This window comes from Polaromonas sp., assembly GCF_029945895.1.
Taxonomy (GTDB): Bacteria; Pseudomonadota; Gammaproteobacteria; order Burkholderiales; family Burkholderiaceae_C; genus Polaromonas.
The window spans coordinates 1-17,960 of sequence record NZ_JAQSDL010000047.1; the positions used below are offsets into that span (position 1 = coordinate 1).

Here is a 17,960-nt window from a genome sequence, read left to right on the forward strand (position 1 = left end):
CCCTCCCTCGCCCCGCTGGGCGATGGCGGGGAGCTTCATTTGGCCGCGTGTGCTGTTCTCGCGTGCAAACATCCAGGCCGCCTGACTCAACCATGACGCGCTGCGCGCGTCATGGCTCCCCGTATTTGGCGTTTGGTATGTGTCTTCGCTTCCCCACCCGTCGGGCTGGGCCGAGGAGCGCAGCCGAAAGCGGATCAGGGCGAGCGATTGTTTGAGCCGAAGGCGAGTTCGAGCTCGACCCCGCTTTCGGCGAGCACCGCAGGGTGCCCGCAGCGAAGCGGAGGGACCCAGACCATCGGGTCGCCTTTCTTTTCCTTAGGTTTCTTTGGCGAAAGCAAAGAAAAGTAAGTCGCCCGCCGGGGCGAGACCCGGCCAGCAGGCATACCACCGACTGTGGAAAAAAGCCCAGACAGACGTGAAGCACAACGGCTAGGCGCCGTTAACAATCAAACCGGATAAATCAGCGAGTTGAGAATCATCTCGCTGTCGTACACACACAGGCGGCGCCTGAACTTCAGGCCCTCGCCCGTCCGCACGACCTCATCGACATAACGCCCCACGTTGTAGACCTCGCTGACACCTGCCGGCTTGGTGCGAAACACCGCATAGTTTGCCTGCGCCGTGATGACGTCCCCTTCTGCAGACAAAACCTGCGCCGGACTGATCACATGCCGCATGTAGTAAGGCCCGTGGTAAATCGTCTGCGTGATGCCGTAGACGCGGTCTTTCATCATGCCGCGGCTTTCCAGGTCCATCAGCGCCAGCGGCAGGTCGCGGTCGAAATTCTCACGTGCCTGCACGGTGTAACGACCGTCCTCCAGGAAAAACTCCGGCCAGGCGTCGAAACGCTTGTCGTCCAGCACGGCCGCATAAGCCGCGTTGAGCTGATCAATCTCGAACTGAAGCCCCAGCCGTTCCAGCGTCACACTGCTCATACCGCCGCCTCCGTCATCACACTGTCTGTCAACACCCAGGTGTCGGCGGCTGGCGGCATTCGCGGTGTGTCGATCCCCACTTTGTGGGGCCCCTCGCCAAGTGCGCTCATACCGCCATCACTTTCTTCCAGTAGGCATACATGCTGCGGATCAGGGTTTCGGTCACCATGTGTTCGGTCGCCTCGGTACCGGTCCCGCCGAGTTCGCACAGCGTTGAACGCCCTTCCCCGCCCTGGCGGAAACCGTCCTGGCTGAACTCGATCACCTCGCCGTCGTCGGCACTGACAAAACCCGCAGGCCCGAACAGGTTGGCCTGGCGCAGGCGCCGCCGCGTCATCTCGGGCGTGTCGTCGGCAAAACCGAAATGTGTCCATACAAAATCAAACTCGCCCTCGCCGCGCGGCACGATGTGGCGCGTACTCAGCGAGTTGACCTGCTGCTGGATGATCAGGCTGGGAAACAGGGTGATCATGGTCACGGTCGGCGTGATGTCACTGCCGGGATGGGATGGGTCCCCGATCGTCCACCAGGCTTCCGGCACCACGTCGAGCAGGCGGTCATCCTGCAGCGCCATGTTGGCCTTGAACGAGGTCACCCCTTCGGTCACCGCGCTGTTCTGCCCGCCTTCGTTGCGCCGCGAAATCATCACTGCATGGCGTCCGTGTGCGTCCATCACCATGCGGCTTTTCTGGTCGGCGCGCCACAGGCCGAAGGTGACAAACCAGGTGTGCAGCAACCCGGGGTGGTAGGGGTCCTTGATGTTTTCCATCATCAGCTTCCAGTTGCCCGGAATGCGCTGACGGTTGTAGCCCAGCAAGGTGAGCTTGTGGCCTTTGAAGATGCGTTCCAGCCAGGGCATCACGTTCGGGCCCAGGTAATCTTCCAGCGGCTCGGTCGCCTCGCTGAAGGTCGCGAACACCAGGCCGTGCAGCACCGCCACGCGCAGCTTGGTCAGGCCGTGGTCTTTCAGGTCAAAGCCTTCGGGCATGCCGCCGTTGATGCAGTCACCCTCCTTGACACCATCCTTGAAGGGCAAACCGGCGAGGTCGCCGTTGAGCTTGTAGGTCCATTGGTGATAGGGGCAGACAAAACTGCGGGCGTTGCCCTGCCCGTTCTGGCAAAACCGCACCCCGCGGTGGGCGCAGCGGTTTTCGACCACACGGATGCCGTGGTCAGTGTCCCGGTCTTTTGGCGCCACGCGATCACGCACCATCACCACCTGGCGTTCGCCGACGTGACTCAATTTGAAATCGCCGAGCTTGGGTATCTCGACTTCGAGCCCGACATAACACCAGTGCGGGCCGTAAAAAATTTTCTCGAGCTCGCGCTGGTAAAGCTGAGCATCCGTGTAGGCCCAGAAGGGAACGCGGCTGGAGCCTGGTTCGCTCCAGCGGGAAAGGGGTTGATCAGCCATCATGCAAGCATCTTCCCGACCGGCTGTGCGGCCTGTGGATTATTTCCCAATGATAAGCTTACTTATCAATTTCCGGAAAAGGGTTTATGCGGACCCGCCACTTCGCCGTGTCTGCGGTTGGTACAGGGCCTCGATCTCCTGTGCAAAACGTTTCATGAGGTTGTTGCGCTTGAGCTTGAGCGTGGGCGTCATCAGCGCGTTTTCGACCGTCCAGGGTTCGGTCGTCAGCAGCACCGCCCGCGGCATGGCGTAACGCGCAAAATTCGCGGTCTGGGCAGCCATGCGTTTGAGCGCGGCCTGGTGCACCGCCGGCAGGTTCAGGCTGGCCGCGTCATCGGAGTTGACTCCGAGCACCTCGGCCAGCCTGCGCCATTCGGCCGGGTTCACCACGGCCACGCAGGCGATGAAGGGATGGTTCTCGCCCACCACAAACACCTGCGCGAACAGGGGATCGACCGCAATCGCCAGCTCCAGATCGCCCGGCGGCACCTTCTCGCCGGTGGAGGTGACGATGATTTCCTTGATGCGGCCCATGATGCGGATACGCCCGCCGGTCATGTCCGCCTGGTCGCCGGTGGACAGCCAGCCATCGGGCGTCAACACCCGCGCCGTGTCCTCGGGCCGTTTCCAGTAGCCCCGCATCACCGACGGTCCGCGCACCTGCAGCTCACGGTTCTCGCCCAGGCGCACCTCCACGCCCGCCAGGGCGCGGCCCACGGTGGCCGGGTCGTTGTCGTCGACACCGTTGGCCGCCACCACCGGCGAGGTTTCCGTCATGCCGTAACCTTGCAGCAGCGGCATGCCCAGCCCCAGAAAGCAGCGTGCCACCGCATGCGACAGCGGCGCACCGCCGCTGACGGCCACCCGCACCCGCCCGCCGAACTGCGCACGCAGCGTGCGCGCCACCAGGCGGTCCAGCAAGGGCCACAGCAGCGGGTCCAGCCAGGCCCGGCTGCTGCCCTCGCCTGCAGCGAGCGGCAGGCCCTGCAACCGGCAAAAACGCCGCCAGCCCACGGCCTGGGTGGCCTCGAACAAACGGGTCTTCAATGGCGAGGTGGCGAGGGTTTCCTGCAATTTGGCAAACACCCGTTCGTAGATGCGGGGCACAGAGATCAGCACCGTGGGGCACACGGTTTTCAGGTCCTCGGCCAGCAGCGACACCGACCGCGCATAGGCCACGCAGCTCCCGCATGCCATCGGCAGGTAATAGCCGGCGGTGCGTTCGAAAGTGTGGGACAGCGGCAAAAACGAGAGGAACACATCGTCGACCGTGGGCACCACGCGCGCCAGGATGGCCTGCACATTGGCCACCACGTTGCGGTGGGTGAGCATCACGCCCTTGGGCTTGCCGGTGGTGCCCGAGGTATAGACGATGGCGGCCAGGTCGTCCCCGGACGGCGGCACGAAAGTGCCGTCCTGGCCCGGCCCGGCCGCCAGCCAGTCGGCCAGTGAACTCAGGGGCACAGCCTCGCCTGCAGGGGCGGGTGCCACGGTCTCGCCAGTGACCACGACGCGCCTGAGCGCCGGCATGGCCACACCCAGCGCCTCGATGCTGCGCCACTGCGCCAGGGACGAGACCATGAGCAGCGCCGCCTCGCAGTCCGCCAGGATGTAGGCAATGCTGCCCGGGTTGTCCAGCGCATGCAGCGGCACCGGCACATGGCCCAGCGCCAGGGCCGCCTGGTCGAGGCTGACGGCATCCAGCCCATTGGGCAGCAGGATGGCAATGCTGGCGTGGCTCGGCAGGCTCATGGCCGCCAGTGCCTGACGCCATTGGGCAAAACGCTCGCCGGCCTGCGCCCAGGTGGTGGACACCCAGCCGCCGGCGCGGGCATCAAATTCGCGATAGGCCTCGGCCTGCGGGCTTTGGGCCACCCGAAAAGCCAGCAGCTCGGGGAGCGTGTGGACGGTGGAAAAATCGATCTCGGTGACAGTCATGGGCAGCTTGTTGGAAACGGGAAATTCTCCAGCGCAGTGTGCGCCGCGCAGATGCGCCCGCCCTGCCCTGGGTCAATACAGCGGCTAAAAAACCTCAGCTTGCCGTTTGCCGGGCGGAACGGCTGGCTTTCCAGGCGCCGTACAGCACAAACAGCCCGGGAATCAGGATCATGGCCCAGATGATCTTGCTCAGATTGGCCTGCACCCAGGGCAGGTTGCCGAAGAAATAGCCGGCGGTGCACAGGCCCACCACCCAGATCAGCGCGCCGATCACGTTGTAAGCGGTGAATTTGGCGCGGTTCATCTCGGCCACGCCCGCCACAAAAGGCGCGAATGTGCGGATGAAAGGCATGAAACGCGCAATGATGATGGTGACGCCGCCATAACGCTCGTAAAACTCGTGCGCCTGGTTGAAGGCGCGCTTGTTGAAAAACCGCGACTGCTCCCACTGGAACACCTTGGGCCCGAAGTGCCGGCCAATCGAATAGTTGCACTGGTCGCCCAGGATGGCAGCCACCAGCATCACGGCGATGGCCACCGGCAGGCTCAGCAGGCCGACCCCGCAAAGGGCACCCACCACAAACAACAGGGAATCGCCCGGCAGGAAAGGCATGACCACCACGCCGGTTTCCACAAAAATGATGAGGAAAAGCAGGACGTAGACCCAGGTGCCGTAGGCTTGTGTAAAGGCCTCCAGGTGTTTGTCCACGTGAAGGATGAAGTCCATCAGAAAAGCAAGAAGTTCCATGGGGGTGATTTTGACATGGTGAATCCCTTCGGCTTTTGCAAGCCTGTACTTTGCAGGTGCTTCGAGCAAGCCGGGGGTCGCCCGGCCAGCAGGCAAACCAGGTTATCCAGAAGTCACCACATCAACCCGTAAAAACACTTCCCCCTAGAATCACAAGGTGACCCTGGCCTCCCCCCTTCCCCGCCGCCCCATCCGCGAACTCCCCGACGAGCTGATCAGCCAGATTGCAGCCGGCGAGGTGGTCGAGCGACCGGCTTCCGTGGTGCGTGAACTGGTCGACAACGCGCTGGACGCCGGCGCGCGGCAGGTCACGGTGCGGCTGCTGGCCGGCGGTGTGCGGCTGATTTCGGTCGAGGACGACGGCCTGGGCATCCCGCGCGAGGAGCTGGCGATTGCGCTGCGTCGCCACGCCACCAGCAAGATCGCCTCGCTGCAGGACCTCGAATCCGTGGGCACCATGGGTTTTCGCGGCGAGGCGCTGGCTGCCATCAATTCGATTGCCGACATGAGCCTGCTGTCGCGCAGCTCCGAAGCCTCGGCCAGCGGCGACGCGGCGCACGCCTGGCAGCTCGACGGCCGTTCCGGCGAGCTGACGCCGGCCGCGCGTGCGCGCGGCACCACCGTGGAGGTGCGCGAGCTGTTTTATGCCACGCCGGCGCGCCGCAAGTTCCTGAAAACCGACGCCACCGAACTGGCGCACTGCATCGAGGCCGTGCGGCGCCACGCGCTGGTACGGCCCGACGTGGGTTTTGCGATCTGGCACGAAGGCAAACTCGTCGAACAGTGGCGCGCCTGCAGCGGCGAGAGCGCCCACGACCAGCGCCTGGCCGATGTGCTGGGTAGCGAACTGCTGGCGCAGAGTGTGGCGGTGGACTACAGCGCGGGTGCATTGCGCATCACCGGCCGCGCCGGCATTCCGGACGCGGCGCGTTCGCGCGCCGACCAGCAGTTTGCCTACGTCAACGGCCGATATGTGCGCGACAAGGTGATGACCCACGCCGCACGCAGCGCCTATGAGGACGTGCTGCACGGCCACCGCCAGCCGGTCTACGCGCTTTACGTGACCATGGACCCGACGCGGGTGGACGTCAATGTGCACCCGACCAAGATCGAGGTGCGTTTTCGTGACAGCCGGGAAGTGCACCAGGCGGTGCGGCACGCGGTCGAGAACGCCTTGGCGGCACCGCGCGCGGCCGCAGCTGCCCTGGCAGCGGCCAGTGGCGCGCCTGTACAAAGTTTAGAACAAAATCAGCCTCCCGCCCTTTCCCCATGGGCGCAACCAGCTATCAATTTCGGAGCGAATCAGACTTACAGGCAGGACCCGCGTGTCACCGACTTTGAGGCCATGTGGCCCGTCAGGCCGCAAGACACGCAGGGTGGAATGGCCACCGGGACGCAAGCAGCGCCACCGGACAGCCCGTCAACAGGCTCAGGGCGAACGGAGAATACGGGCACAGCAAACGTCGACCTTCCCCCCGGCGACTGGCCGCTGGGCCGCGCCGTTGCCCAGTTGCAGGGCATTTACATCCTGGCCGAAAACATTCAGGGCCTGGTGATTGTGGACATGCACGCCGCCCACGAACGCATCGTCTACGAGCGGCTGAAAAGCCAGCTCGACAACGCCAGCATTGCCAGCCAGCCGCTGCTGATACCAGCCACCTTTGCCGCCACGCCGCAGGAGGTCGCCGCTTCCGAGGCGCACACCGACACGCTGAAGGCACTGGGCCTGGAGATCACGCCGTTCTCGCCGCGCACCCTGGCCGTGCGCGCGGTGCCGACCAGCCTGGCGCGGGGTGATGCGGTGGAACTCGCGCGCAGCGTGCTGGCCGAGCTGGCGCAACACGACGCCAGCACGGTGATCCAGCGCGCGCAACACGAGCTGCTCTCGACCATGGCCTGCCACGGCGCGGTGCGTGCCAACCGCAAACTCAGCATCGACGAGATGAACGGCCTGTTGCGGCAGATGGAAGCCACCGAACGCTCCGACCAGTGCAACCACGGCCGCCCGACCTGGCGTCAAATCACGGTCCGGGAACTGGACAGCCTGTTTTTGCGCGGACGCTGACCCAAACCCGTTTCGGTGCATGAAGCCCATAACGGTGCATAAAAGCACCGTTATGTACTATCGTTTATTGCAAAATGCACAATTTGCATCAATAAACGCACCAAAAACAGGATTTTAATGAAGCACGCCAACGTCCACAGCTTTCTTGACCATGTCGCGCAACGCAATCCCGGCCAGGTTGAATACCTTCAGGCCGTCACGGAAGTCATGGAAAGCCTGTGGCCTTACATCGCACAACACCCGAAATACGCCACCCTGAGCCTGCTGGAACGGCTGGTGGAGCCGGAGCGCATCCTCATCTTTCGCGTGTCCTGGATGGACGACCATGGCACGGTCCAGGTGAACCGGGGCTTTCGCATCCAGCACAGCATGGCCATCGGACCGTACAAGGGCGGCTTGCGCTTTCATCCCTCGGTCAACCTGTCGGTGCTGAAATTTCTGGCGTTCGAGCAGACCTTGAAGAACGCACTGACCACCTTGCCCATGGGCGGCGGCAAGGGCGGCTCGGACTTTGACCCCAAGGGCAAAAGCCAGGCGGAGGTCATGCGTTTTTGCCAGGCTTTCATCACCGAGCTGTATCGCCACCTCGGCGCGGACACCGACGTGCCGGCCGGCGACATCGGCGTGGGCGGGCGAGAGGTCGGCTTCATGGCCGGCATGTACAAAAAACTGACCAACCGCGCCGACTGCGTGTTCACCGGCAAGGGCCTGGCCTTCGGCGGCTCGCTGATACGCCCTGAAGCCACCGGCTACGGCACCGTCTACTTCGCGCAGGAAATGCTCAAGACCGCCGGCCGCTCCTTCGATGGTCTGCGCGTCAGCGTGTCGGGCTCGGGCAATGTCGCCCAATACAGCGTGGAGAAGGCCATGGCGCTGGGCGCCAAAGTGGTCACCGTCTCCGACTCCAGCGGCACCGTGATCGATGAAGCAGGTTTCACCCCCGAAAAACTCGCCGTCCTGATGGAGGTCAAGAATCACCTGTATGGCCGCGTGGACGACTACGCCAGACGTGTGGGTGCGACCTTCCAGGCCGGTGTGCGTCCCTGGCATGTGCCGGTGGACGTGGCCCTGCCCTGCGCGACACAAAACGAACTCGACGCCAGCGATGCAGCCACCCTCATCAGCAACGGCGTGGTCTGTGTGGCCGAGGGCGCCAACATGCCCACCACCATGGAAGCCGCCAAGGCCTTCGAGGCTGCCGGCGTGCTCTATGCCCCGGGCAAGGCCAGCAATGCCGGCGGGGTCGCCACGTCCGGCCTGGAAATGAGCCAGAACGCTGCCCGCCTGTCCTGGCCGCGCGAAGAGGTCGATGCGCGGCTGCTCCAGATCATGCAGGGTATCCACGAGGCCTGCCTGCTGTACGGACGGCGTGCCGACGGCCGCGTCAGCTATGTGGATGGCGCCAACGTGGCCGGCTTCGTCAAGGTGGCCGACGCAATGCTGGCGCAGGGCGTGGTCTGAGACAAGTCCTCACCTGCGCCGGCGGCTGACGGGCGCTCAGCGCAGCCAGCAGGCAAGTGCGCCCAGCAGGCAGCACAAGGAGGCCACCACGGTCAGGCCCGCGCGCAGGCCCAGCCAGGCGCCCAGGCCTAAGCGCAGGTAGAGCTGCCGGTCCACGGCATAACAGACGATCAGCGTGGCGGGCGCCAGCAGCAGGCCCCAACGCGGCGGCAGCACCACCGCGATCCAGCCCAGCAGGCTGGGGCTCACGCCCCACAGCAGTTGCGCCGCATCGGCAGGCGAATCGCGCATAGCCAGACCCCAATGAATGCCGCCCAGAAAACTGGCAATCAGCGCAGCGTAGGCCAGCAGCGCAAGGGCTGGCAGGCGGTCCTGCGGTGCGACCAGCCAGACGGCTGCCGCTCCGGCCATGAAGGGCAGCAGGCCCGCCATGCCCAGCACGCGGGCCAGGGCCGAAGGAGCCGTCAGCCCCTCTCGTCGGTGCGGGGCATCGGCAGGCGAAGAATGCGGAGGGGTCATCACCCCAGTTTAGAACAGGCCCTGGCACGCCGGGCCGTGCGCCCGGCCAGCAGCGGCAGGCCGCCGGTTGCCCGCGGCTTTGCCGGGTCTTCACACCCCAGACATGGCAGCCAAGCTGCACGCCAGAGAAAATTCCTGCCAACGCGAACTTTCTACCTCACTGGCCACTCAGTCATGCTTATGAAACGCTGGACCCTGCTCGCCGCCATCGCCCTGGCCCTTGGATTTGCTGTTCTTACAGGCTGCAGCACCCTCGACGAGCGACAGCGCGCGTGGATCTTCCAGCCCAGCGACCGCAGCTGGAGCGGCGGCCTGGCCGCTGCCGAAGGCATGGACGACGTCTGGATTGGCTTCCAGGCCAAAGCCAGCGGCGAGCCGGCCACCCTGCACGGGCTCTGGCTGCCCTCCGACCGGCCCGGTGGTCCCATTCTTCTTTACCTGCACGGCGCGCGCTTCAATGTGACCGGTTCCGCGCCACGCATGCGCCGCATGCAGGAACTCGGCTTTTCGGTGCTGGGGGTGGACTACCGGGGCTTCGGCAAAAGCACGGCTGCTCTGCCCTCGGAAGAGTCGGCCTACGAGGACGCGCGCGCCGCCTGGGACTGGCTCGCCAGAAAATACCCGGACCGGCCCCGTTACGTGTTCGGCCACTCGCTGGGCGGCCCGATTGCCATCAACCTTGCCACCGAGGTCAGCGACGAAAGCGGCACGATTGTCGAAGGCACTTTCACTTCGATTGCCGACGTGGTCAGCACCTCCAAATGGGGCTGGGTGCCGGTGTCGATGCTGATCACCCAGCGTTTCGAGGCCGCTCGCAAGGTCGGCAAGATCGGCTCGCCGCTGCTGGTGGTGCACGGCGGCGAAGATCGGCTGATTGCCCCCGACCTCGGGCGCAAGCTGTTCGAGGCCGCCGCGCAGCCCAAGCTGTTCATGCTGGTCGAGGGCGGCTCGCACCACAACACCAATTCCGTCGGCCAGGCCCAGTATCGCCAGGCGCTGGCGCAGCTGTTCAGCCTGAAATAGGCCGGCGCCGGCACGGCCTGCGCCCCTGACTGCCACCGGGCAGCGGCTATCTGATACGCTCAGATCAATGTCCGCCACGCCCCCTGCTCCTGCCTCGGTTGTCCCCGCGGTGACCGCCGAACCGCCAGCCATGTCACCCGCGTTGATTGTTCTGGTGCTGTCGCTGCTGCTGGGCATCCAGCCCATCACCACCGACCTTTACCTGCCGGCGCTGCCGGCGCTCACCGAGGGTTTTGCCGCGCCCATGGCCCACGCCCAGCTGACCCTCACCGGGCTGCTGCTGGCCTTCGGCGTGTCGCAGCTTTTCTGGGGTCCGCTGTCGGACCGCTTCGGGCGCCGGCCCATCCTGCTGTGGGGCCTGGGTGCCTACGTGCTGGCGGCCATAGGCGCCGCGCTGGCGCCGTCCATGGCTCTCCTGATCACCTGGCGCATCGTGCAGGGCGCGGCCATGGGGGCGGCCGTCATGTGTGCGCGCGCCATCGTGCGCGACCTCTACACGCCGCTGGCCGGCGCACGCGCCATGTCCCGGGGCCTGAGCGGGCTGGGCCTGATCGCCTGCCTGAGCGCGCCGCTGGGCGGCCTGCTGTCCGACGTTTTCAACTGGCGCGTGGCGCTGCTGGCGCTGGCCGTGTTCGGCGCGGCGGCGCTGGCCATGATTGCCCTGCGCTTCGAGGAAAGCATCCAGCGCAAAAACCCGCGCGCGCTGGAGCCGGCCACGCTGGTGCGCACCTGGTGGACGATTGTGCGCAACCCGACCTTTGTCGCCTTCTCGGCGCTGTCCACGGCTTCCTATGGCGGGCTGTTCACCTTTCTCGCGTCCTCGTCCTTTGTTTTCATCAAGGTGCTGGGCCTGTCCAAAACCCAGTACGGCCTGGTGATGTTCTCGATGTCTTTTGTCTATGTGCTGGGCACCTTCTGGTGCCGCCGGCTGCTGCCGCGCTTCGGCGTGCGCCGTTCGGTGGCGATGGCCGGCGGGCTCACGCTCAGCGGCGGCTTGCTGATCAGTACCCTGGCCTGGGCCGGAATCCACAACGTCTGGGCCCTGCTGTTGCCGTATTACCTTTTTGTATTTGCGCACGGCGTGCACCAGCCCTGCAGCCAGAGTGGCGCCGTCGGGCCGTTTCCCGGCGCGGCGGGCGCGGCCTCGGCGCTCAACGGCTTTCTGATGATGCTGGCGGCCTTTGCGATGGGCGGATGGCTGGGCAGCCACCTCGACGGTACCGTGTACCCGCTGGCCTACGGCGTCTTGTTCTGGAGCGTGTGTATCGCGCTGATAGCCTGGACGCTGGTGCAGCGCCACGGCGAGCCGGCGGCGCTGGCGGCGCCCGCGCGTCCATGACAACGTCACGCTGGATCGGACTGGCCGGGCCCACCGCCTCGGGCAAAACCGCCGCAGCCTTCGCCATGGCCCAGCGCCACCCGGTGGAGATCATCAGCGTCGATTCCGCGCTGGTCTACCGCGGCATGGACATCGGCACGGCCAAGCCGACACCGGCCGAACTCGCCCTTGTTCCGCACCACCTGATCAACATTCGCGACCCGCTGCAGGCCTACAGCGCGGCCGAGTTTATTGCTGACGCCGCGCGCCTGATCGACGAGATCACGGCGCGCGGCAGGCTGCCGCTGCTGGTCGGCGGCACCATGCTTTATTTCAAGGCGCTGTTCGACGGGCTCGACGACATGCCCAAGGCCGACCCGGCGATTCGCGCCGCCCTGCTGGCCGAGGCGGGCGAAAAAGGCTGGCCCGCGCTGCACGCCGAGCTGGCCGCGGTGGATGCGGTGACAGCCGCGCGGCTGGCACCCAATGACTCGCAGCGCATCTCCCGCGCGCTGGAAGTTTTTCGCCTGACCGGGCAACCCCTGTCGTCTTTCCAGAAAAGAAATGCTATTGAAAAAGTAGCTGGTGGCGCACGTTCCATAAGGGCTGGAGCCCTTATTTCCCTGGAACCCCAAGACCGCGCCTGGCTGCACGAACGCATCGCGCAGCGCTTTGACGCCATGCTCGCCGCCGGTTTCCTGGACGAGGTGAAGGCCCTGCGGGCGCGTGGCGACCTGCACCCCGAGCTGCCATCCATGCGCTGCGTCGGTTACCGCCAGGCCTGGGAAGCGCTTGACGGCCTCTTCCCCCTGAGCGAACTGCGCGGGCGGGGCATTGCCGCCACGCGCCAGCTGGCCAAACGCCAGCTCACCTGGCTTCGCTCCATGCCCCAGCGTCAGGTGGTGGCCTGTGACGCAGCAGACGCGGTGCAGCGGGTGCAGCATCTGGTGAGCCAAGCCTTATGAGCCTCAGCGTCAACAAGCTCAGCAAACACTATGGCGAAGTCGTGGTGTTCAACAACGTCTCGCTGCAGGTCGCGCCCGGCGAGTTTGTCGCCATCGTCGGCGAGTCGGGTGTGGGCAAATCGACGTTGCTCAACTGCATGGCCGGGCTGGACAGCTGGGACGCGGGTTCGGTCAGCCTGGACGGCGTGGACCTGGGCACGCTCAGCGACGACCAGCGCGCCCTGCTGCGCCGCGAAAAAGTCGGCTTCGTCTTCCAGGCCTTTCACGTGTTGCCACATCTGGACGTGGCGCAAAACGTCGCCTTGCCCCTGTTGCTGCTCGGCCAGCACGACGATGCGCGGGTGCAGGCCATGCTGGCCGCCGTCGGCCTGGCAGGCCTGGGCGAGCGCCTGCCGCAGCAGCTCTCGGGCGGGCAGTTGCAGCGGGTGGCGATTGCGCGCGCGCTGATTCACCGCCCGCGCCTGCTGCTGGCCGACGAGCCGACCGGCAACCTCGACCCCACCACCGCCGCCAAGGTCATGGACGCGCTGGTCGCACAAACCCGCGAGCACGGCGCCGCGCTGGTGCTGGTCACGCATTCGGAAACCGCTGCCGCGCGTGCCGACCGGGTGCTGCACCTGAGCAGCGAAGGCATCACGGGCTGACGCCAGGCAAGCCTTCCCGAAGACAATGACTTGTCAAAGCCTCCATCAGCCCCAACTGAATCCTGATGAACGCCTCATCCTTTGAAACCCTTGAAGTGCTCCCCGCAACGGCGCCGCGCCAGTTGTTTGTGCTGCTGCACGGCGCTGGCGGTTCCGCCATGGACATGATGGCGCTGGCCACACTGATCGGCGAGTCCTTCAGTGAAGCGGCCGTCGTGATGCCGGAAGGAATCGAATCCATCCACCTGGGCAAGACCGAGCGGCAGTGGTTCCCGACCTTTGAACTGACCGAAGCCAACCACCCGGAACGCGTGGCACGCGCGGTGCCGCCCCTGGCAGCATTCATTCGCCAGCAGCAGGAACGTTTTGGCATTTTGCAGTCCGACACGGCGCTGGCCGGTTTTTCGCAGGGCGCCACCTTGGCGCTGGCGCTCAGCGACCAGCACGATGGCCTGGTCGGTCGTGTACTGGCCTTTTCGGGACCTTACGCGGCCTGGCCCGACAAGGCCCCTACCCTCACGACCATTCATTTGCTGCATGGCCAGCTCGACACCGTGGTGCCGGCCCGCCTGGCCCAGCAGGGTTATGCCGAGCTGATGGCGCTGGGAGCTGATGCCACCTGCGACATTGCCTCCAGCATCGGCCACGAGCTGCACCCGGCATTGATGGCGCAGGCGGTGCACCGGCTGCAGACCTGCGTGCCGCTGCGTTTCTGGCGTTCGGCCTGACCCTGCTCAGGGTCTTGCCAGCAGATCGGCGTAACGCGCCAGATCCACATTGCCACCGCTGATAAGCACGCCGACCCGCGCGCCCCGGATCGCCTCGACATCGGTGCAGGCGCCGGCAAACGCCAGGCAGCCCGTCGGCTCCACCACCATCTTCATGCGCTCAGCAAAAAAGCGCATCGCCTCAACCAGCTGCGCATCGCTGACGGTGAGGATGTCGTCGACATCGCGGCGAATGATGCCGAAGGTGTACGCGCCCAGGTGCTGGGTCTGCGCGCCGTCGGCAATGGTCTTGGGCACAGGAATATGCACGATGCGCCCGGCACGCAGCGACTGCTGGCCGTCGTTGCCGGCTTCGGGCTCAACGCCGTAAACCTTGCACTGTGGCGTCAGCGCGCGCGCGGCCAATGCCGAGCCGCTGGTCAGCCCGCCGCCGCCGGTGCACACGTACAGGCGGTCCAGCGGGCCGGTTTCCTCCAGCAGTTCCTTCGCGGCCGTGCCCTGGCCGGCAATGACGTCGGGGTGGTCGTAGGGCGGAATCAGCGTCATGCCGCGCTCGGCTGCCAGCCGCTGGGTCAGCGCCTCGCGGTCTTCGGTGAAGCGGTCGTATAGCACCACCTCGGCGCCGTAGCCGCGCGTGGCGGCCAGCTTGGCGGCGGGCGCGTCCTGCGGCATCACAATCAGCGCCGGCATGCCCAGCAGGCGCGCCGACAGCGCCACCGCCTGCGCGTGGTTGCCCGACGAAAACGCGATGGCGCCGGCCCGGCGCTGCGTCGCATCAAACTTCGACAGCGCATTGAAGGCCCCGCGAAACTTGAAAGCGCCCATGCGCTGGAAGTTTTCGCACTTGAAGAAAAACTGCGCGCCCCAGCGCGCGTCGGCGGTGGCGGAACGCAGCACCGGCGTGTGGTGCGCATGGCCTTTGATGCGCGCAGCGGCGGCAACAACATCGTCATAAGTGGGGAGCTGCATGGCGAGTGGGCTTTCGTTGAATGACTGAGGAACAACGATAGCCTAGAACTTGACCGCCATCACCGCCGGCAATGTGAAAGGCACAATCAGCCCATGCTCGCCCTTCTTTCCACCTTCTCCTGGCAGGAGCTGCTGCACCACAAGTGGCGCAACGCAGCGGCCGTGGTGGCCGTCATGCTGGGGGTGGCGCTGGCGTTTTCGGTACAGCTGATCAATGCCTCGGCTTTGGCGGAGTTTTCGCAGGCCGTGCGTTCGGTCAACGGCCAGCCCGACCTGGAGCTGCGCGCGGTGCGCGGCGGGTTTGACGAAGCGGTCTACGCGCGGGTGGCCAATCACCCGCAGGTGGCACTGGCCAGCCCGGTGCTGGAGTTCAGCACCTATGCCGTCGCCCCCGGCGGCCAGCGGGTGGCCCTGCGCTTGGTCGGTGTCGATGCGCTGGTGGTGGCTTCGCTGGCACCGGCCCTGATGCCGGTGCCCTCGGCCGGCGCCGAACGCCTGGCCCTGCTCGCGCCCGGCGCGGTTTTTCTCAACGCGGCAGCGCGGCAAGGCCTGCCCGGCGACCGGCTGCAGCTGCAAAGCGGTCTGCAGCTGCTGGACGCCCGGGTGGCCGGCAGTGTCAGCGCGGGGGGTGCCGCGCTGGCGGTGATGGACATCGGTTCCGCGCAGGAACTGTTCGGCCGGCTTGGCCAGCTCTCGCGCATCGACATCCGCCTGTTGGCCGGTGCCGACCGCGCCGCCTTCATCAGCTCGCTGCAACTGCCGGCCGGCATCACCGCCACCGAGCCGGGCGACGACGCGCAGCGCGTGAGCAACCTCTCGCGCGCCTACCGCGTCAATCTCACCGTGCTGGCGCTGGTGGCGCTGTTCACCGGGGCCTTTCTGGTGTTTTCCGTGCTGTCGCTGAGCGTGGCCAAACGCGCGCAGCAGTTTGCCCTGCTCGGGGTGCTAGGCCTGACCGGCCGCGAGCGCCTGCGCCTGGTGCTCTTGGAGTCGGCGCTGCTGGGCACGGTGGGGAGCGCCGCCGGCATCGCCCTCGGCACGGCGCTGGCCGCGCTGGCGCTGCGGGTGCTCGGCGGCGACCTGGGCGGCGGCTATTTTTCCGGCGTGGCCCCGGCCCTGCAATGGAATGCGGGCGCGGCCGCGGTGTACGGCCTGCTCGGTGTGGCCGCGGCGCTGGTCGGCGGCTGGTGGCCGGCGCGCGCCGCGCAAAAACTGCCGCCGGCGCAAACACTCAAAGGCCTGGGCGCACCGCCGGCCGGCGGCACGCCTTACCGGCTCAGCCTGCTGCTGGTGGCCGCGAGCGGCTTGCTGGCCTTGACGCCACCGGTGGCTGGCATCGCGCTGGGCGCCTACCTGTCGGTCGGGCTGCTGCTGGTGGGCGGCATCAGTGCGCTGCCCTGGCTGATCGCCCTGCTGTACGACCGCATCGCCCCGCATGTGTCGCGCCGCCTGCTGCCGCTGCTGGCGGTGGAACGGGCGCGCCGTGTGCGCGGCAGCGCGGCGGTGGCCGTCAGCGGCGTGGTCGCCTCGCTGAGCCTGGCGGTGGCACTGACGGTGATGGTGGCGAGTTTTCGCGACTCGGTCACCCACTGGCTGGATGTGGTGCTTCCGGCCGACCTGTACGTGCGCACCGCCAGCACCACCGCCGCCAGCGACACGGTGTTTTTCTCGCCGGCGTTTGTGCAGGCGCTGGCGCAGCTGCCCGGCGTGGCGCGCCTGAGCACGCTTCGCGTGAGCTCCCTTCTGCTGGACGCCAACCAGCCTGCGGTGGCGCTGATTGCGCGCGACCTGCAGGACCCCGCCGGCAGCCTGCCGCTGGTGGGCAACGCGCTGCCGGTGCCCGCCGGTCACGTGGCGATTTATGTGAGTGAGCCCATGGTCGACCTGTACGGCGCCCGCCCGGGTAGCGTTTTCTCCCGGCTTTCAGGGTCTTTTGAGGCCTTGGCCCTTGATGGACGGGCGCCAGCAGCTATGAATTCAGGAGCAAACGAGGCAACACCCAGGAAGGATCCGCGCAGCGAAGGGCCGCCCCTGGCAGGCGACGGCCCCTCCGGGGAGCAGCGAAGTACGCAAGGCGACAAGCGTGGGGGCGAACAGTTTTTCGTGGCCGGTGTCTGGCGTGACTACGCGCGCCAGTTCGGCGCCATCGCCATGGACAGGCGCGACTTTGAAGCCCTCACCGGCGACCGGCGCGTCAACGACATTGCCTTGTGGCGCAGCCCCGGCGCGGGCGACGCGCAGTTGCAGCAGGCGGTGCGCGCGCTGGCCCAGGCACAGACCGGCTCGGGCGAGCTGATCGAGTTTGCGTCCAGCGGCCAGATCCGCGCCACCTCGCTGCGCATTTTCGACCGCAGCTTTGCCGTGACCTACTGGTTGCAGGCGGTGGCGATTGCGATCGGCCTGTTCGGCGTGGCGGCCAGCTTCAGCGCGCAGGTGCTGGCGCGGCGCAAGGAGTTTGGCCTGCTGGCCCACCTGGGCCTGACACGCCGTCAGATCCTCACGCTGGTGGCAGGCGAAGGCGCCGCCTGGACGCTGGCCGGCGCGCTCGCCGGGCTGGGCCTGGGGCTGGCGGTGTCGCTGGTGCTGGTGCATGTGGTCAACCCGCAAAGCTTTCACTGGACCATGGACCTGGCCCTGCCCTGGACGCGGCTCCTGGGCCTGTGCGCGGCGGTCATCGTGGCCGGCACCGTCACCGCCTGGCTGGCAGGGCGCGCGGCGGCGGGCAAGGACGCGGTGCTGGCCGTCAAGGAAGACTGGTAAGCCGGTCCGCCAGGTTTTGCGGCCGGTCGTTTGCTGCCGGCTATGCCGCCGCAGTGGGCGATGCGCGTTTTCTTTTGCTTACCAACATGACGGTTTGAAGGCGGCATTGTCATCACAACGCCGCATGAGCGGCCTACGATGGGCACATCACTTCCACAAGGCATTCACCATGGCGCCCGCTCAATACCGCATTGAAAGCAGGAACACGCTAAGGGGCAGCCTGCTGCCGCCCAACGCCCTCCGGCAACTCTACACAGACCGCTCGCTGGCCGTGGCCGTGGCGGTCAAAAGCCTGGCCGACCCGACCTGCCAGGACATCCGCGTGGTGCATGTCGCCAGCGGCGAAATTGTTTTCCAGACGGCACCGACGCACTAAGGAAGCGCTGAACAAGTCCCCTGCGGCGCGCGATCAGCCGGGCTCGGGCGGTCTGCGGCGTTGAATTTCTTGCCCATAGCCAGCTATTGGCTGCGAA

The 17,960-nt window shown here is 66.3% G+C and carries 15 protein-coding genes; 9 read left to right on the forward strand and 6 right to left on the reverse strand.

What is annotated here, in order from left to right:
- Positions 1–446: 446 nt before the first annotated feature.
- The 4 genes from PSV33_RS06890 to PSV33_RS06905 all read right to left on the reverse strand — a co-directional run bounded on the left by PSV33_RS06890 (position 447) and on the right by PSV33_RS06905 (position 5,035).
- Positions 447–935, reverse strand: coding sequence for an aromatic-ring-hydroxylating dioxygenase subunit beta (locus tag PSV33_RS06890; protein ID WP_300560117.1), 489 nt, complete (start codon positions 933–935; stop codon positions 447–449).
- A 106-nt stretch (positions 936–1,041) separates the two neighbouring features.
- Positions 1,042–2,349 carry an aromatic ring-hydroxylating dioxygenase subunit alpha gene (locus PSV33_RS06895; RefSeq protein WP_300560165.1) on the reverse strand — a complete coding sequence of 436 codons (1,308 nt, stop codon included), beginning with the start codon at positions 2,347–2,349 and terminating at the stop codon, positions 1,042–1,044.
- An 84-nt stretch (positions 2,350–2,433) separates the two neighbouring features.
- On the reverse strand, positions 2,434–4,287 hold the full coding sequence (locus tag PSV33_RS06900; RefSeq protein ID WP_300560119.1) for a long-chain fatty acid--CoA ligase: 1,854 nt from the start codon (positions 4,285–4,287) through the stop codon (positions 2,434–2,436).
- A gap of 94 nt (positions 4,288–4,381) precedes the next feature.
- Entirely contained in the window at positions 4,382–5,035 is a 654-nt protein-coding gene (locus PSV33_RS06905; RefSeq protein WP_300560121.1) for a DedA family protein, read from the reverse strand.
- A 157-nt stretch (positions 5,036–5,192) separates the two neighbouring features.
- On the opposite strand from PSV33_RS06905, the gene mutL reads away from it, so the two are divergent.
- The gene (gene mutL, locus PSV33_RS06910; RefSeq protein WP_300560122.1) at positions 5,193–7,100 is read left to right on the forward strand and encodes a DNA mismatch repair endonuclease MutL; all 1,908 of its coding nucleotides are present in this window, start codon (positions 5,193–5,195) and stop codon (positions 7,098–7,100) included.
- A 117-nt stretch (positions 7,101–7,217) separates the two neighbouring features.
- A complete protein-coding gene (gdhA, locus tag PSV33_RS06915) occupies positions 7,218–8,561 on the forward strand; it encodes an NADP-specific glutamate dehydrogenase (RefSeq protein ID WP_300560123.1) in 1,344 nt (447 codons plus the stop codon).
- A 36-nt stretch (positions 8,562–8,597) separates the two neighbouring features.
- On the opposite strand, the gene PSV33_RS06920 is transcribed toward gdhA, so the two are convergent.
- Positions 8,598–9,080, reverse strand: coding sequence for a DUF3429 domain-containing protein (locus PSV33_RS06920; protein WP_300560124.1), 483 nt, complete (start codon positions 9,078–9,080; stop codon positions 8,598–8,600).
- Between the two features lie 180 nt (positions 9,081–9,260).
- On the opposite strand from PSV33_RS06920, the gene PSV33_RS06925 reads away from it, so the two are divergent.
- The 5 genes from PSV33_RS06925 (at position 9,261) to ypfH (ending at position 13,758) form a co-directional block, all read left to right on the forward strand.
- Positions 9,261–10,103 (forward strand): alpha/beta fold hydrolase, encoded by an 843-nt coding sequence (locus tag PSV33_RS06925; protein ID WP_300560125.1) that lies wholly within the window; start codon positions 9,261–9,263, stop codon positions 10,101–10,103.
- A gap of 67 nt (positions 10,104–10,170) precedes the next feature.
- On the forward strand, positions 10,171–11,442 hold the full coding sequence (locus PSV33_RS06930) for a multidrug effflux MFS transporter (RefSeq protein ID WP_300560126.1): 1,272 nt from the start codon (positions 10,171–10,173) through the stop codon (positions 11,440–11,442).
- On the forward strand, positions 11,439–12,386 hold the full coding sequence (miaA, locus tag PSV33_RS06935; protein WP_300560127.1) for a tRNA (adenosine(37)-N6)-dimethylallyltransferase MiaA: 948 nt from the start codon (positions 11,439–11,441) through the stop codon (positions 12,384–12,386). Before PSV33_RS06930 ends, miaA begins: the two co-directional genes overlap by 4 nt.
- The gene (locus PSV33_RS06940) at positions 12,383–13,030 is read left to right on the forward strand and encodes an ABC transporter ATP-binding protein (RefSeq protein WP_300560128.1); all 648 of its coding nucleotides are present in this window, start codon (positions 12,383–12,385) and stop codon (positions 13,028–13,030) included. The genes miaA and PSV33_RS06940 overlap by 4 nt, the downstream gene beginning before the upstream one ends.
- 65 nt (positions 13,031–13,095) lie before the next feature.
- Positions 13,096–13,758 carry an esterase gene (gene ypfH / locus PSV33_RS06945; RefSeq protein WP_300560130.1) on the forward strand — a complete coding sequence of 221 codons (663 nt, stop codon included), beginning with the start codon at positions 13,096–13,098 and terminating at the stop codon, positions 13,756–13,758.
- A gap of 6 nt (positions 13,759–13,764) precedes the next feature.
- Here ypfH and PSV33_RS06950 read toward each other — a convergent pair whose 3' ends face one another.
- Positions 13,765–14,727 carry a threo-3-hydroxy-L-aspartate ammonia-lyase gene (locus PSV33_RS06950; RefSeq protein WP_300560132.1) on the reverse strand — a complete coding sequence of 321 codons (963 nt, stop codon included), beginning with the start codon at positions 14,725–14,727 and terminating at the stop codon, positions 13,765–13,767.
- 93 nt (positions 14,728–14,820) lie between these two features.
- On the opposite strand from PSV33_RS06950, the gene PSV33_RS06955 reads away from it, so the two are divergent.
- Both PSV33_RS06955 and PSV33_RS06960 read left to right on the forward strand, forming a co-directional pair.
- Entirely contained in the window at positions 14,821–17,487 is a 2,667-nt protein-coding gene (locus PSV33_RS06955) for an ABC transporter permease (RefSeq protein WP_300560133.1), read from the forward strand.
- 124 nt (positions 17,488–17,611) lie between these two features.
- The gene (locus PSV33_RS06960) at positions 17,612–17,863 is read left to right on the forward strand and encodes a hypothetical protein (RefSeq protein ID WP_300518532.1); all 252 of its coding nucleotides are present in this window, start codon (positions 17,612–17,614) and stop codon (positions 17,861–17,863) included.
- Positions 17,864–17,960: the final 97 nt, after the last annotated feature.

Bases quoted from the DNA above. Each gene is read 5' to 3' on its own strand.
- PSV33_RS06890 (WP_300560117.1), bottom strand. From the start codon at position 935: ATGAGCAGTGTGACGCTGGAACGGCTGGGGCTTCAGTTCGAGATTGAT.
- PSV33_RS06895 (WP_300560165.1), bottom strand. From the start codon at position 2,349: ATGGCTGATCAACCCCTTTCCCGCTGGAGCGAACCAGGCTCCAGCCGC.
- PSV33_RS06900 (WP_300560119.1), bottom strand. From the start codon at position 4,287: ATGACTGTCACCGAGATCGATTTTTCCACCGTCCACACGCTCCCCGAG.
- PSV33_RS06905 (WP_300560121.1), bottom strand. From the start codon at position 5,035: ATGGAACTTCTTGCTTTTCTGATGGACTTCATCCTTCACGTGGACAAA.
- gdhA (WP_300560123.1), top strand. From the start codon at position 7,218: ATGAAGCACGCCAACGTCCACAGCTTTCTTGACCATGTCGCGCAACGC.
- PSV33_RS06920 (WP_300560124.1), bottom strand. From the start codon at position 9,080: ATGACCCCTCCGCATTCTTCGCCTGCCGATGCCCCGCACCGACGAGAG.
- PSV33_RS06925 (WP_300560125.1), top strand. From the start codon at position 9,261: ATGAAACGCTGGACCCTGCTCGCCGCCATCGCCCTGGCCCTTGGATTT.
- PSV33_RS06930 (WP_300560126.1), top strand. From the start codon at position 10,171: ATGTCCGCCACGCCCCCTGCTCCTGCCTCGGTTGTCCCCGCGGTGACC.
- miaA (WP_300560127.1), top strand. From the start codon at position 11,439: ATGACAACGTCACGCTGGATCGGACTGGCCGGGCCCACCGCCTCGGGC.
- PSV33_RS06940 (WP_300560128.1), top strand. From the start codon at position 12,383: ATGAGCCTCAGCGTCAACAAGCTCAGCAAACACTATGGCGAAGTCGTG.
- ypfH (WP_300560130.1), top strand. From the start codon at position 13,096: ATGAACGCCTCATCCTTTGAAACCCTTGAAGTGCTCCCCGCAACGGCG.
- PSV33_RS06950 (WP_300560132.1), bottom strand. From the start codon at position 14,727: ATGCAGCTCCCCACTTATGACGATGTTGTTGCCGCCGCTGCGCGCATC.
- PSV33_RS06955 (WP_300560133.1), top strand. From the start codon at position 14,821: ATGCTCGCCCTTCTTTCCACCTTCTCCTGGCAGGAGCTGCTGCACCAC.
- PSV33_RS06960 (WP_300518532.1), top strand. From the start codon at position 17,612: ATGAGCGGCCTACGATGGGCACATCACTTCCACAAGGCATTCACCATG.